At 74.3% G+C, this 13,942-nt stretch carries 10 protein-coding genes; 4 read left to right on the top strand and 6 right to left on the bottom strand.

Annotated features, from left to right (window positions below; genetic code table 11):
• Nucleotides 1–87: 87 nt before the first annotated feature.
• Nucleotides 88–741, top strand: coding sequence for a hypothetical protein (locus WMF24_RS18265; protein ID WP_437737704.1), 654 nt, complete (start codon nucleotides 88–90; stop codon nucleotides 739–741).
• Nucleotides 742–847: 106 nt separating this feature from the next.
• Here WMF24_RS18265 and WMF24_RS18260 read toward each other — a convergent pair whose 3' ends face one another.
• The 4 genes from WMF24_RS18260 to WMF24_RS18245 all read right to left on the bottom strand — a co-directional run bounded on the left by WMF24_RS18260 (nucleotide 848) and on the right by WMF24_RS18245 (nucleotide 8,524).
• Nucleotides 848–1,891: a lipase secretion chaperone gene (locus tag WMF24_RS18260; protein ID WP_437737703.1), complete on the bottom strand. Its 1,044-nt coding sequence runs from the start codon at nucleotides 1,889–1,891 to the stop codon at nucleotides 848–850.
• A 15-nt stretch (nucleotides 1,892–1,906) separates the two neighbouring features.
• The gene (locus WMF24_RS18255; RefSeq protein ID WP_437737702.1) at nucleotides 1,907–2,818 is read right to left on the bottom strand and encodes an esterase/lipase family protein; all 912 of its coding nucleotides are present in this window, start codon (nucleotides 2,816–2,818) and stop codon (nucleotides 1,907–1,909) included.
• Between the two features lie 518 nt (nucleotides 2,819–3,336).
• Nucleotides 3,337–7,686: a serine/threonine-protein kinase gene (locus tag WMF24_RS18250; protein WP_437737701.1), complete on the bottom strand. Its 4,350-nt coding sequence runs from the start codon at nucleotides 7,684–7,686 to the stop codon at nucleotides 3,337–3,339.
• A gap of 1 nt (nucleotide 7,687) precedes the next feature.
• On the bottom strand, nucleotides 7,688–8,524 hold the full coding sequence (locus tag WMF24_RS18245) for a hypothetical protein (RefSeq protein ID WP_437737700.1): 837 nt from the start codon (nucleotides 8,522–8,524) through the stop codon (nucleotides 7,688–7,690).
• A 731-nt stretch (nucleotides 8,525–9,255) separates the two neighbouring features.
• On the opposite strand from WMF24_RS18245, the gene WMF24_RS18240 reads away from it, so the two are divergent.
• Nucleotides 9,256–9,660 carry a CBS domain-containing protein gene (locus WMF24_RS18240; RefSeq protein ID WP_437737699.1) on the top strand — a complete coding sequence of 135 codons (405 nt, stop codon included), beginning with the start codon at nucleotides 9,256–9,258 and terminating at the stop codon, nucleotides 9,658–9,660.
• Nucleotides 9,661–10,117: 457 nt separating this feature from the next.
• Entirely contained in the window at nucleotides 10,118–11,197 is a 1,080-nt protein-coding gene (locus tag WMF24_RS18235; protein WP_437737698.1) for an Rpn family recombination-promoting nuclease/putative transposase, read from the top strand.
• Between the two features lie 376 nt (nucleotides 11,198–11,573).
• Here WMF24_RS18235 and WMF24_RS18230 read toward each other — a convergent pair whose 3' ends face one another.
• Both WMF24_RS18230 and WMF24_RS18225 read right to left on the bottom strand, forming a co-directional pair.
• Nucleotides 11,574–12,407, bottom strand: coding sequence for a metallophosphoesterase family protein (locus WMF24_RS18230; RefSeq protein ID WP_437737697.1), 834 nt, complete (start codon nucleotides 12,405–12,407; stop codon nucleotides 11,574–11,576).
• A complete protein-coding gene (locus WMF24_RS18225) occupies nucleotides 12,407–12,751 on the bottom strand; it encodes a BolA family protein (protein WP_437737696.1) in 345 nt (114 codons plus the stop codon). Before WMF24_RS18225 ends, WMF24_RS18230 begins: the two co-directional genes overlap by 1 nt.
• Before the next feature lie 173 nt (nucleotides 12,752–12,924).
• Between WMF24_RS18225 and WMF24_RS18220 the strand changes: the two genes are divergently transcribed.
• A complete protein-coding gene (locus tag WMF24_RS18220) occupies nucleotides 12,925–13,626 on the top strand; it encodes a hypothetical protein (protein WP_437737695.1) in 702 nt (233 codons plus the stop codon).
• Nucleotides 13,627–13,942 lie beyond the last annotated feature (316 nt).

The following is a 13,942-nucleotide window of genomic DNA, read 5'->3' as shown; positions in this document are numbered from 1 at the left end:
CCGGTCGTTGCGCCGGGCCTCTCCAGAGGGGCCCGGAGCTTGCTCTCTCCAGCGCAGGTGCGCGCGTTGTGGCACCGGGAGGGGCTCATGCGGACTTCGAAGACGGGGAGAAACGGCCGTAGGTCAACAAGGGGGAGAGGCGTCGTCCAGGGGCTCGCCGGGGTCCTCGGGATCGGCCTGTGCCTCGGCACCTCCAGCGCCTCCGCGGGCGACGCGAGACAGGCGATCTCGCGTCAGGCGGCGCCGCAAGGCAGCTTCGCCCCGCAGCAGGCCACGACGACGCAGGCGCCCGCGGCCCCCGCCTACGCCGCGAACCCCCAGAAGCGCCGCTGGATCATCGCGGGCGCGTCGACCCTGGGCGGCTTCTGGACCGCGTCCGCCATCGCCGCCGCCGGCCTCTCCCTGGAGAAGCCGACGTCCCGGCTGGGGACGCAATGCACCCAGTACGCCTGCTCCGTCGCCCCGCGCCGCGACCAGAGCGCGCCGAGCCCCGCCTCGCTGATGATCCCCCTCGCCGGCCCCTGGATCCACCTCGGCACCGCGCAGCCGTCGGCGGCCCGCGCTGTCGGCCTCTCCGTCCTCGGCGTCGGGCAGGCCGTCGGCCTCGGAATGCTGCTCGGCGGCATCGCCATGCCGACGCAGGTGCGCGTGCCGATGCAGCACGGCGGCGTGCTCCAGGTGGGCGCAGCCCCGCTCGTCGGCCCCGACGGACTCGGGCTCTCGATCCACGGCTCGATGTAGCCACGGCGCGATATCGCCGCGCCGCTCCCTCCCGCGCGGCGCGGCGCCGCCGGCCCGCACCGCGGTCGACGCGCTCGCCCGACGCGGGCGCCCGCGCCGCCGCTCGTCACAGCGCGAGGCCCAGGATCGCGCGCACGCGGAGCCGCTCCTCGGGCGTGAACGCGCCGGCGAGCAGCGCCTCCTCGGCCTCGCGCCGCGCCGCCGGATCGGCCACGGTCGCCTCGAGCGCAGCGCGCGCGCCGGCGAAGGCGTCGATCCGCTGCTGCCACGCCGCCCGCTGCCGGTCGAGCTCCGCGAGCCGGTCCGCGGCCTCGGCGCCCACGGTCGCGACCCGGTACGCGTGGAGATCCTCGTCCGACGCGCCCGCATCCCGGAGCGCCTGCTCCTCGGCCTGCTGCGCGAGCGGGCGCACCGCCGCCTCCCGCGCCTCGCGGATGTCGTCGGGGAGCGCCGCCTCGACCTCCGCGATCCGCGCGTCGCGCTCGTCGGGCGAGAGCGTCGCGTCCGCGAGGACGCGGGACTGCTCGATCGCCGCCTCCCCCTCGCGCTCCTCGTCGCCGAAGAGCTGCGTGGCGTCCGGCTCGCCGAAATGCGCGCGGCGGACCTCGCGCAGCGCCGCGAGCCGCGCCGCCGGATCGGCCTCAGGCCCGACGAGCGCCGCGCTGGCTGCCTCGCGGTAGCCGAGGTACCGGTCGAGCAGCGCGACCGCCTGGTCCGCCGCCGGCCCGTCGGCCCGCTCCCGGATCGCCGCGATGATGCGGGCCCTGATCACCGCGGCCGGCTCCTCGCCGGTGGCGGTGAGGAAGTGGTCGAACAGCGCGAGGATCTCGGGGCCGACGACGAGGTCGCCGCGCTCGTCGACGATCACCGCGCCGTCGACGTCAGCGCCCCGGAGCGAGGGCGGCGCGGGCCGCGGCGGCGCCGCGGGGGCCGGCGACACCGACACCGCCCGCTGGACGCGCGTGGGGGCCGGCCACACCGACAGCGCCGGCGCCACGTCGCCCCGCCGGGGCAGCGCGGCCGCCGCGCTCGACCGGGCGGCGGGGGTCGGCCGCTGCCGCCCCCCCGAGGCGAGCCACCCCGCGCCCGCGCCGACGAGCGCGGCCAGCGCCATGACCGCGACGAGACCCGTCTTCCTGCGACGATCCATGAGGCCCCCTGCGGCTCAGAGACCGGCGTTCTTGAGCCGGCTCGCGTGCGACCGGAACACGGACTTCGGGTTCGGGCCAGACAGGTTGATGAACCCGAAGAGCTGATTCACCTCGTCGAGGTGGTTCATCCCGTAATCGTCGCGGACCACCTCGCCGAAATGGGAGCTGCACCTGCCCACCATCCCGTCGTTCTTCTCCGAATACAGCCTGGAGATGAGGCCGAGCGACAGGTCGGTCGGATCGACGACGCTCGTGAGGATCCCTGTCCCCGACCACGAGAAGAAGCGCACGCCGTTCTCCTCGGCGGCTCCCTGGCCGCACCGGTCGGCGGGCAGCCCGGCCGGGTAGCGGGCGTTGAACTCGCGCATCCCCTCGGCGGAGAGCGACCTCACGGCGGCGATCGAGTCCTGAGGCGCCGAGTGCCCGCTGAGCAGGCTGAGCACCGTGCCGAGGCTGTTCGCGAGGAACGAGAGCGCCCCCTGCGCGAGCCCGCCGTCGCGCAGGTTCTCCTGGAGGTAGCTGGCGAGCTCGGCCCCCTGGTGCGGCGAGCCGATGGTGGTGACCGACGCGACGAGGTCCGGCCGCACCGCGGCGACATACCGGACGTCGAGCCCTCCATGGCTGTGCCCGATCAGGTTGACCCTCCCGCTCCCGGTGCGCGCCACGATGTCCTCGATCTGCGCGAGCAGCGCCTCCCCCCGCGCCTCCGTGCTGTCGAACTGGGGCACCGCGGTGACGTACACCTCCGCTCCGCCGGAGCGCAGCGTCGACGCGATCCCGCCGAAGTAGTCGACCACACCGAACATGGCCTTGAACCCCGCCATGCCGTGACAGAGCACGATCGGATATTGCGTCTGCGCATAGCTCTTCAACGCCAGCGCGCCCTCGCCGACGTCGGCGTGCTCCGCGTCCACCGGCTCATCCATCGACGCGACGCATCCTTGCGACAGGAGCGCCGCGAGCGCCCCCGCTGCACAGCGCAACGCGTCAATTCGCAATCGACCTCCGATCGCTCGCTTTCTCTCGACTCTCTGCTGATTTCGAGCGGGTGTGACGGTGGGAGGTAGTACAGCGCGTGAGTTGCTGGAATGAGCTCGTCCGATCACCTGTCACCTCTGATAGAGTATTTTTTTAATCTGAATCAAGCAGAACTCACAGGCTCACAAAACGACAAGCACATCGCGCATCCTGGACAATCGGCAGATCGGTGCCCTCGCTCTCACGTGTCGCGCCCGTCCAGGCGACGCGACAGGCCATCAACGCAGCGGCGCAGACGCGCAATCGATCGGTGTCGCGCGGCGCCCCGCACCGGCGCGCCCTGGCGACGGACGGCGGCGGCGCGCGGACGGGCGAGGCGGCGAGCGACGGGCCTCGATCCGGTCCGCCCGGCCGCGACGAGCGTCGTCCGACCTGCGCTCCCAAGCGGGCGGCGGGCTCCGGCGGCCTAGGAGGCCTGCGCTGCGCGGGGCGGGCTCCCCTCGCCTGCCCCTTCGCCGCCGTCGTCGGTCGCCAGGGCGCCCCGGACGATGCGCGCGTTCTCCGGCACGGCGGTCAGGAACCGCTCGCGCCGCCGCGGGTCGGCGATCCGGTCGGCCCGCGCGCGCAGGCTCTCCCTGGCCTCCGCCAGCACCGCCGCCGCCTCGCCGTGGGCGCCGGACGCCGCGAGCGCCTCGGCGTACGCGAGCCGCACGAGCGACTCGCCTTCTTCCAGGGACCCGAGCGCGGCGAGCTCGCCGAACGCCGCCCGCGCGGCGCCGAGCGCCGCCGCGACCTCGCCGGCGGCGAGCAGCGCGCGCGCGCGCACGGCCACGGCGGGCGCGCGCAGCCGCGGGGCCACGTGGAGCGCCGCCTCGGCCGCGAGCGCCTCCCGCTCGGCCGTCGCGGCGTCGCCCGAGAGCAGCGCGATCTTCGCGAGGTAGGTGCGCGCCACGCCTTCCATGCGGAGGTCGCCCCGCTGCTGGAACGCCTCCACAGCGCGCCGCTCGACGCGCTGCGCCTCGTCGAGCTTGCCGAGCTGCCCGAGCACGTGGCCGAGGTTGTGCATCGCCACGGTGGCGAGCTCGCGCAGCCCCAGCCGGTCGGCGGCCTCCAGCGCGGCGCGCAGGACGGATTCGGCCGCCCCGAGCTCGCCGAGCTCGGCGTAGATGAAGCCGAGGTTCGAGCCGATGACGCACGCGCTGCGCCGATCCCCGGCCTGCTCGAAGGCCGCGAGCGCCGCCTCCAGGCCCTCGAGGCACGCCTCGGGGTCGCCGCCGGCCGAGGCGCGGATCGCGCGGAGCTGCTGCGCCATGGCGACGAGCTCGGCGTCCGGCGGCGGGGGCGCGCGGAGGTCCTCGTCGATGCGCGCGAGCAGCGCGTCGGCCTCGGCGTAGCGGCCGCCGAAGACGAGCTGCGCGCCGCACTCGCAGAGGCACGCGATCCGGGCCCGGCGCAGGCCGGCCGCGCTGGATGGCGGCGCCGCGAAGGCGCTGGATGGCGGCGCCGCGAAGGCGCTGGATGGCGGCGCCGCGAAGGCGCTGGATGGCGGCGGCGCGAAGGCGCTCGACGGCGGCGGCGCGAAGGCGCTCGACGGCACGGCCACGACCCCGCTGGGGGGCGCCGCGGCGGCGCCCTCGCCCTCGCCCGGCGGCGTTCCCATCGGCCGCGCCGCGCCCTCGCCGCGCGCACCGGACAGGCCCTCGGCGACGGCGGCCCACCGCGCCACCCGGTCCACCGCGCCGAGCTTCCCGGCCGCCGCGGCGACCTGGGTGACCGCCCGGAACCACCCGGGGGAACCGGCCGGGAGCAGCGCGGCCGCGGAGGCGCCGAGCTCCTCGGCGGCGGCGAGGTCGCCCTCCCAGATGTTCGCCTCGGCCGCGACGAGCCGGAGCGCGCCGAGATCCTCGCCCGCCGCGCCGCACGCCTCGCCGCACGAAGCGCGCTCGATCGCGGCGCGCAGGTCGTTCGCCTCGAGCGACTGCTCGGCCGCGCGCCGGTACCAGCGCACAGCGCGGTCGGGCTCGCCGCCCCGGCGGAAGTGCTCGGCCACGACCCTCGGGTCGACCGACGCGCCCCGCTCGAGCCACGCGCCCGCGAGCCGGTGGCCGAGGGCGCGATCGCGCTCGGTCAGCATGGAGTAGGCGGCCTCGCGGACGAGCGTGTGGCGGAAGACGTGGTCGGCGGCGTCGCCGAGGCCGGCGGACGGGCCGATCGGCGCGACGAGCTCGCGCTCGGTGAGCGCCGAGAGCCACGCCTCCACGTCGGCGAGGCGCTCCTCGCCGCCGAGCAGCGCCGCGACGCCGCGCTTCGAGAAGCGATCGCCGAAGACGCTGGCCGCCCGGAGCACGCGCTTGCCCTCGTTGCCCTCGGCGTCGAGCCGCGCCTCGACCGTGCCGAGGACCGAGTCGGGCAGGAGCTCCCCGTGGCCGCTCGCGACCGCCCGGATGAGCTCCTCGAGATAGAACGGGTTGCCGCCGGCGCGCTCGACGAGGTGCGTCACGACGCCCTCGGGCACGGCAGCGCCGAGCGCCGCGCGCACGAGCTCCGCGCTCGCGCGGCGCGCCAGCGGGCCGAGCTTGATCGTCTGCACCTCGCGGTCGGCCCACAGGCTCGGGAACTGGCGGTGGACGTCGGGGCGCGCGAGCGCGAGCAGCATGAGCGGCAGCTCGCGCAGGTTCCGCAGGGTCGCGTCGAGCAGGCGCACGGTGGCGGCGTCGCCCCAGTGCAGGTCCTCCAGGGCGACGAGCACCGGGCGCGCGGCGCACTCGGCCGCGAGCCAGTCCTCCCACGCGGCGCGCACGCCGTCGCTCATGCCGGCGGCGCTCTGGCGCGCCGCCCGCAGGAGGCGCGCGTGCTCCGGCGACGGCGCGCCGGCGACCTCGCCGAGGAACGCGGCCGCGCGATCGAGCTCCGGCCCGCCGAGGTGGCGCCCGAGCCGCTGCTTCAGCTTGCGGTGCCGCGCCCGCGTCGGGTCGCGCTCGCGCAGGCCGGCGGCCCGGCGGAGGACGTCCGCGATCATGCCGAACGGCGAGCCGGCCGAGCCCGAGTCGGCGCGGCCCCAGAGGATCTCGATCGGCTCGGCCTGCCGCCGCAGGGCGGCGAACAGCTCCTGGCGGAGCCGGGACTTGCCGGCGCCCGGCGGGCCGAGGACGAGCACCGCGCTGGCGAGCGACTCGGAGATGCAGCCCGAGAGCACGCCCTGGAGCATCGAGAGCTCGCGGGCGCGGCCGACGCACGGCGTGCGCTTGCCGAGCAGCGCGGGGGCGACCTCGTCGACGGCGCGCTCGCCGGAGAGGACGATCGCCTCGTCCGGCGCGCGGGGGTCGCCGTCGCCGCCGTCGCCGCCGTCGTCGCCGCGGGCGCGGCGCGCGATCACGAAGCGCGGCCCGAGCATGTCGGCGGTCGCGCGGTCGAGGCGCACGGCGCGCGCGTCGCGCGCCTCGAGCGCGGCGCGGAGCTCGGCGACGCCGCGGTCGATGACGTCGCCCTCGACGAGGCCCGCGGAGAGGACGCCCCGCCCGGTGATCACGCAGAGCGCCGCGCCCGGCAGCTCGGCCCGGAGGGCCAGCGCGCACTGGGCGGCGCGCTCGGCGCGGTCCACGGCGCTCCCGGGGCCGGACATCATGACGAGCTGCGCGCCCGGGGCGATCTGCGAGAGCCGGCCGCCGTGGAGCTCGACGAGCGCGCGGATCTCCGCGGCGCGCGCGCTCGACGCCGGCGGCCGCGACGCGGGCGCGCTCGGCGGCGGCTCGCGCGGCGTGTCCCCCGGGAGCTCCGCGGCCCGCGCGGCGGCGCGCGGCGACGACAGCGGCGCCCCGCCCTGGTCGGCCTCGCCGACGAAGATCAGGCTGACGAGGCGCTGCTCGCCCAGCGTGAGGGCGACGCGCTCGCGCGGGGCGGCGCCGCGGGCCGAGCCGTCCGGGAGCGCGGGCGCGCCCGGGGGCGTGCTCCCGGAGAGCGTCGGCGCGTCCGGCGGCGCGGTCCAAGCGCCGCACAGCGCGGCGATTCGATCGAGCTCGGCCGCGACCTCGGCGCCGTCGCGCGGGCGCTCGCCGGGCAGCCTGGACAGCATGCGCGCGACGAGATCATCGAGCGGCGCGGGCGCGTCCGCGCGGAAGTCGCGGAGGCGGGGCGGCTCCTTGAGGAGCAGGTCGCCGAGCGCGGCCATGGGGCTCGCGCCGGCGAAGGCGGGCTGGCCGGTGAGGCACTCGAACAGCACGCACCCGAGGGAGAACACGTCGCTGCGCGGATCCGGGGCGGTCCTGGCCTCGACCTGCTCCGGGGCCATGTACCCGGGCGTGCCGAGGACGCCGCCGGTGACGGTGACGCGCCCTGCCTCGGCGCTCGGCCGCGCGATGCCGAAGTCGACGAGCTTGACCCGCGCGGCGTCTCCGCCGGGGAGGAACAGGTTGCCCGGCTTGATGTCGCGGTGGACGATGCCGCGCGCGTGCGCGAACGCGAGGGCGTCGGCGGCGCGGCGCACGAGCGAGAGCCCCTCGCCCGCCGGCAGGAAGCGGCGCGCGAGGCGCGCGGCGAGGTCCTCGCCGTCGAGCCACTCCATCGCGAGGTAGCGGTCCCCTGCCGGCGTGCTCCCGTGCGCGACGTAGCGCACGATGCCCGGGTGGACGAGCGCGGCGAGGAGCGCGGCCTCGCGCTCGAAGCGCTCGATCTGGATCGCGCTCCTCAGGCGGACGATCTTGAGGGCGACGGCCGCGCCGCCGACGCGGTCGTGCGCCCTGTAGATGGTGCCCATCCCTCCGGAGGCGGCCTCCCCTTCGACGACGAAGCGCCCCGCGATGATCTCCGCGTAGCCCACGTCAGCGCAGGAAGACGGTGACCGAGCCGGCGTGCGGCTTCTTCCCGACGGCGAGCTTGCCCGAGGGGTGGCGGATCGCGCCGCGGCAGTTCGGGAAGCTGCCGTCGTCGGTCGGCTCGTCGCACAGGGCGTCGCACGGGCCGGCGATCTCGACGGCGCACGCGTCGAGCGAGGGCCCGCAGACGCGCGGGATGGCGGAGGCCCCGGGCGGCAGGCAGGCCTGGTAGACCGGCTGCGCCGCGAAGATGTCGCCGAAGTAGGTCGCCTCCCGCCTGGGGAACGCGGCGCGTTCGGCCTTGTCGGCCTGGAGCTCCTCGCGATCTCCGCGGACGGAGATGTTCACCTTCTGGCCCAGGTAGTTGAGGCGGGCGATGACGCAGCCGCTGACCCAGCTCCGGCACGCGCGGTCGCACGCGCCGCCCTCCTGTCCCCAGCGCTCGGCGAGGCCGAGCTCCCCCGGGAAGGAGAGCCTGGCGCCGTCGACCGTCACGGTGAGGCGCTCGCCTTGGGGCAACGCGCAGCCCGCGATGTACTTCAGCAGCGTGCGCGCCGCCGGGTCGCGGAGCGCCTCGACCGTGAGCGCGCTCGCCGAGAGCGCCTCGGCGGTGAGCGCGTTCGACGTCAGCGCGCTCGACGTCATCACGTCGGCGGTGAGCGCGTTCGACGTCAGCGCGTTCGACGTCAGCGCGTTGTGCGCCCGGATGGCCTGGGACGCGGCGTCCTCGGCCTCCTCGGCTTCCTCGGCCGGGGCTTCCGGGTCGAGCGAGGCTGCGCACGCGCTCGCGGGGAGCGCGGCGACAGCCAGGACGAATGCGGCGAGCTTCGGCGAATGCTCCATGAACGACGTTTCCCCCTGGGATGCCCGCGGGCTGTTGCCCGATGAGCTCCCGAACGACCGGCGCCGAGGCGCGCGCCACGGGTGCGCGCCTCGACGGCCGGTGCGTACATCTTGGTTCAACTGCACGGTCTGCGAGAACGCCTGCGGGCCGGTGCGGCAGTGCAGGCCATCTTCGCTACAGCGACAAATGGTAAGATGTCACTGATAACCCGACTGGCAAAGACCGACGCGCACGCAACAGGTTCTTTTTTTTGTGTCGAGGGACGATCGCGCTGTCGTTGCGACACCCCCGCTCTGTCCACGGCACCATGGCCGGCGACGCCCGCAGCGCGGACGGAGAAGCGATGTGGGCGAGGCGATGTCCTGTCACGGATACGCACCTTCCTGGAGGGAGGCGCCCGGGGGTCGCCCGTCGTGATGGGGTTGCCGGAGCGGACCACGCCGCCGTCCACCGGGCTACCTCCTGCTTTCTGTTGCTTGCCGGGATCGGTGTCCTCGGTGAACGGGATGGCCAGGGGTGAGGAGAGGAGATGAGTCTGTCTGCTCGGGCGCGGAGCCTTGCTGCGGCACGGCGAGGCGGCCAGCGGCGGGTGGGGTAAGCCCTGACGGTTGTCTGCGTCTTCTCGTGTACGGCCGCTGAGCGCCGAGCCTGATGGCGGACGGACTGCTCGGCGCGTCGCGTCTGTGTGCCCTTGACGCCGCTGTGGCTCGATCATTAGATGGGCCACACGATGAAGGGGCATGCGCGCAATCTGATGACCGAGCGCGTGATCGCGCTGGAGCAGGGCACGCCGGTCACGGACATGTTGCAGCTCTTCGCCAACGAGAACCTGAGCGGAGCGCCCGTCATCGACGCGGGCCACCACGTCGTCGGGTTCGTGAGCGAGACAGATCTCCTGGGCGCGCTCCTGCGCAAGGAATACGAGGGCATGACGGCCGCGGACGTGATGAGCACCCCGCCCCTCTGCGTGGACGAGTTCATGCCCACCGACGACGTGATGACGTTGCTGCGCGAGAACCGGATTCACCATCTGCCGGTCGTGCGCAATGGCCGCCTCGTCGGGATCATCACGCCCCAGGACATCCTGCGCTACCTCGTCGAGCGCGTGCTGCCGCTTCCGCCGGATCCGGCCTGAGCGAAGGCGCGGGACGGACGATCCCGCCCAGAGGACGAGGCTGCGCGAGAGGGGCGGCCGCGGGTGGGGCGCGCGTGCGCGAGAAGGCCGCACGTGGGGCGCCCGGCGCGCGTGGGTCGCGCGCGAGGCTGCGCGGTGCGCGCCCCGATGGCCGCCGTGGGCTCATCGGGACACGACCCATGGCAGCGGTCCGTCTCTTTGTGTGACGTCGCGAGGGACTCGTTCGTGATAAAGAGATAACGAGATGACGAGAGGTGCCTGTCTGACGCCACGAGGGACCTGGTCGTATTGATGAGGCGCATGACCGAATCCGCTCGATGAGCCCAGCGACCCACGATTTTGAAACGAGATCATGGGCTATCGCGTAATGCCTCGCTGAGCGGATCAGTCGCTCCATGCGCATCAATTTCCCTGCGATCGACTTGCATTTTACGACTCGGTCAACGAGGGTTGCTTCATGCCGAAGCCGCCGCGCCGGCGTCCGCTGGCCTCCCCTCACGATGCGCTGTTTCAGTGGACCTTCTCTCAGCGCGAGCACGCCATGGGCCTTTTGAAGGCAGCGCTTCCGCAGCCGGTGGTCGCGGCCGTGCGCTGGAGCTCGCTGCGCATCGAGAAGGGCAGCTTCGTCGACCGCGCGCTGCGCAGCCGCCACAGCGACCTCGTGCTCTCCGCCCGCATGGGCGCGGGTCGCATCTATTTCCATACGATCGTCGAGCACCAGCGCGATGTCGAGGCGCTGATGGTCTTCCGTATGGGCCTGTACATGATGCGCCTGTGGGAGCGGATCACCCGCGACCAGCCGGCGCTGACGGAGCTGCCGCCGATCATGCCGGTGCTGATCCACCACAGCCACACCGGGTGGACGGCGGCCACGGCCTTCCAGGACATCATCGCGGCCAGCGGGCCGGTGCGGGCGGCGCTCTTGCCGCACATTCCGTGCTTCGAACTGCGCGTCGTCGATGTCAGCGGGGGGCGGGCTGGCGACGTGGTGGAAGAGGCGCTCACGGCGCTGGGCAAGGTGGTGCTGTGGTGCCTGTCCGTGTCCGGCGACGACGCGCGGCTGGAGCGAGAGATCGGTCGCGTCGCGGCGGCGCTTGACGAGGTGCTGCGGGCGCCGAGCGGCCTCGCTGCGCTGGAGGCGCTCCTGCGCTACCTTCTGACCACGCACGAGCGCTTGAGCGTGCGGAAGATCGGCGGGATCCTGGAGAAGGCGGTGGGCCCACTGGCCCAGGAGGCCATCGTGACGGAGCTGGACGAGATCGAGCGTAGGGGTCGAGCGCAGGGACGAGCGCAGGGACGAGCGCAGGGACGAGCGCAGGGACGAGCGCAGACGTTGCTGGAAGTGCTCACGGCCCGGTTCGGCGCGCTGCCGGCCGAGGTGAGCACCCGCATCCTTGCCGCGGACGAGGCGACCCTCGTCACGTGGACCGCGCGGGTGCTCACGGCGCCGACGCCGGAGGACGTGCTCGGCGACGACGGACCGCGTGCCTCCCCGGCGCGGCGCCCCACGGCACGCAAGCGCGCCCGGCGTACCTGACAGCGAGGCGACGCCCACCGGCGCATGGGAACCTCTCCACCCCGTCGGCACCAACGAGCCAGGACACGAACTGCCGCGTCAACCGGCTCCCCGGGGAGCACGGACTGGACGCACGCGCTTTCGGCGCGAGCACGCTGCGCGCGCGTGGCGAGCGGTCGAGGCTCGCCGGGAACCTGCCCGGCACGCAGCTGGGCACACGTAGTGTCACTTCGTAGGCCCTCCTGTAAACGGCGGGACACACGTAGTGTCACTTCGCAGGCCCTCCTGTAAACGGCGGGACACACGTAGTGTCACCCTTGGATGCCGCCCGGCACGGGGCAAAGTGCGCCTCGTGCCCCCCGGAGCGACGGCGCCTCGGTCCCTACGCGTCCGCCGCCTACCTCCGTTCGAACTGGTACCGCGCCCGCTCGGCGCCCTCGATCTCCACCACGATGCGCTTCGGGCCGAGCCGCGCGATGGCGTGCGCTGCGGCGGGGCGGCCCGGCGCGTCGTCGTCGAGGTTCTCGATCAGGCTCTGGACCGTCACGTACGGGATGCCGCGGATCACGTCGAGGTGGTTCCAGTGCAGGTGGCCGTTGAAGACGGCGAGCACGCCGTGCTCCTCGAAGAGCTTCCGCATCGCGCGCCGCTCGCGCACGAGACAGATGTGCGGGCTCCCCTCGAACCAGCGGTTGCCCCGGAGGTCCTGATCCGCCGCGCTGTGGTGCATCAACACGATCTTCGGCAGCGGCGACGCCGCCAGATCCTCGGCGAGCCAGGCGAGCTGCTCCTGCCCGATCGAGACGTCGTGATCCTTCCGCTCGCGCGTGTGGAGGACCGTGAAGTGGAAGCCGCCGCGGTCGAACGAATAGTGGAGCCGCGTGACATCGGGCCTGCCCCAGGCGGACAGGAGCTCGGCCTCGCTCAGGTGGACAACGTCGTGGTTGCCGGCGACGTGGAACAGCTCGGCCTTCACGCCGCGGAGCGCGGCCATGCACTCGCCGTAGCGCGCCCGGTCGGCCTCGGGCCCCTCGTCCTCGATGTCGTCGCCCAGGTTCACGACGAGATCGGGCCGCGTGACCTCGTTCATCCGCTCCACGAAGGCGCGCGTCAGCGCGGGCGCCTCGCCCGTGAGCTTGCGCAGCTTGCCCCCGAACGACGCCTGCGGGCCGAAGTGCAGGTCCGAGACGAACGCGACGACGAGCTCCGTGCGCGCCCCGCCGCTCGGCATCACTTCGCGCCGGGCTCCGGCGCCGTCTTGGAGCCGCCGAGGCACGCGGGGGAGCGGAATTCCGCGCCGCCCTGCCGCTCCCACTCGTCCGGCGTCAACGCGCGGATCGTCAGGGCGTGCAGCCCGGAGCGGAACTCCTCGCGAACGATGTCGTTGACGCGCCTGTGGCGGTCGAGCGGGCTCAGGCCGCGGAACGCCTCGCTCACCACGAGCACCTTGAAGTGGGTCTCCGAGCCCGCCGGCACGCTGTGCATGCGGCTCTCGTTCTCCACATCGAGGTGCACGGGATCGAGCGCTTGAACGAGCTTGCTCTGGATCGACTCCTGCTTCGTCGCTGTCGTCATGGCCGCGCGAAGCTTAGCCTCCGCCGCGCCGCCGGTCACTCGCGCGCGCCTCCTGGGCGCGCAGGCGCGCGGCGGCGGCCCGCCCGCGGGGGAGCAGGCGCGGGGGGCCTTCCCCGACGAAGAGATTGCCCGGCGCCACGCCAACGGATAAACCGCGCGGCATGGCATCCCCGATGGTTGCGCGCCTCGCGCTCCTCCTCGTCGCCGGGCTCGCCGGCGCTGCCGGCTGCAGCGACGAGGGGACCGAGAGCGCCCCCGGCCCGACCGGAAAGCCCGAGATCGCGATCGTGAGCCCGAAGGACGGTGCCTGCGTCGCCATCGGCGCGCCCCCGGACGACCCTTCTGCCGACGCACCGACGATCCCGATCCAGGTCGGCATCTCGCAGCTCCTCCTCCGCCCTCCGGGCACCTGCGGGACCTACACGCAGTGCGGGCACCTGGTGCTCAGCCTGGACGGCGAGAAGAACAGCGCCGCATCGGGCCGCGTGATCGACGTGCGCCTCGGCGCGCTCGATCCCGAGGAGCGCTACGGCGAGCACACGATCACCGTCGCCGTCGTGAGCGACACCGGCGCGCCGGTCCTCGGCGGCGAGAGCCGGCAGGAGCCGCTCACCCGGAGCCTGTCGCTGACGGTCGCGGCGTCGTGTGACGAGGGCAGCGGAGGAGGAGGCGGCGGCTCGGGCGGCGCCGGTGGCTCGGGCGGCGCCGGCGGCTCGGGCGGCGCCGGCGGCTCGGACGGCACTGGAGGCTCGGGCGGCGCTGGCGGCTCGGGCGGTACTGGAGGCTCGGGCGGCGCTGGCGGTTCGGACGGCACTGGAGGCTCGGGCGGCGCTGGCGGCTCGGACGGCAGCGGCGCGGGCGGCTCCGGCGGCTGATCCGCGCGCGTCCTGGAGCAACAAACGGGTTGAGCGCGCCTGAAACGAGCAGAACATCGAACCGCCAAGGCGCGGAGGACGCCAAGGCGCGGAGGACGCCAAGGCGCGGAGGACGCCAAGGCGCGGAGGACGCCAGGGCGCGGAGGACGCCAGGGCGCGGAGGACGCCAGGGCGCGGAGGACGCCAGGGCGCGGAGGACGCCAGGATATCATCTTCGTCTTGGCGTCCTTGGCGGTTCCTTCCTCGCTCGGTCGGCGTGATCGTTCGTTGTTCTAGACGCCCTCGGCGGGCGCCCTTCACGCCTCGGCAGGTTTTC

Origin of the sequence: Sorangium sp. So ce1335 (assembly GCF_051521615.1) — a bacterium.
In the GTDB taxonomy this organism is placed as follows: domain Bacteria; phylum Myxococcota_A; class Polyangia; order Polyangiales; family Polyangiaceae; genus Sorangium.
The sequence above is the reverse complement of the archived record's forward strand: the minus strand, read 5'-3'. Positions and strand labels throughout refer to the sequence as shown.

Coding starts and splice junctions, on each gene's coding strand:
- WMF24_RS18220 (WP_437737695.1), top strand. CDS start 12,925: ATGGTTGCGCGCCTCGCGCTCCTCCTCGTCGCCGGGCTCGCCGGCGCT.
- WMF24_RS18230 (WP_437737697.1), bottom strand. CDS start 12,407: ATGCCGAGCGGCGGGGCGCGCACGGAGCTCGTCGTCGCGTTCGTCTCG.
- WMF24_RS18225 (WP_437737696.1), bottom strand. CDS start 12,751: ATGACGACAGCGACGAAGCAGGAGTCGATCCAGAGCAAGCTCGTTCAA.
- WMF24_RS18235 (WP_437737698.1), top strand. CDS start 10,118: ATGCCGAAGCCGCCGCGCCGGCGTCCGCTGGCCTCCCCTCACGATGCG.
- WMF24_RS18245 (WP_437737700.1), bottom strand. CDS start 8,524: ATGGAGCATTCGCCGAAGCTCGCCGCATTCGTCCTGGCTGTCGCCGCG.
- WMF24_RS18240 (WP_437737699.1), top strand. CDS start 9,256: ATGAAGGGGCATGCGCGCAATCTGATGACCGAGCGCGTGATCGCGCTG.
- WMF24_RS18255 (WP_437737702.1), bottom strand. CDS start 2,818: ATGGATGAGCCGGTGGACGCGGAGCACGCCGACGTCGGCGAGGGCGCG.
- WMF24_RS18260 (WP_437737703.1), bottom strand. CDS start 1,891: ATGGATCGTCGCAGGAAGACGGGTCTCGTCGCGGTCATGGCGCTGGCC.
- WMF24_RS18265 (WP_437737704.1), top strand. CDS start 88: ATGCGGACTTCGAAGACGGGGAGAAACGGCCGTAGGTCAACAAGGGGG.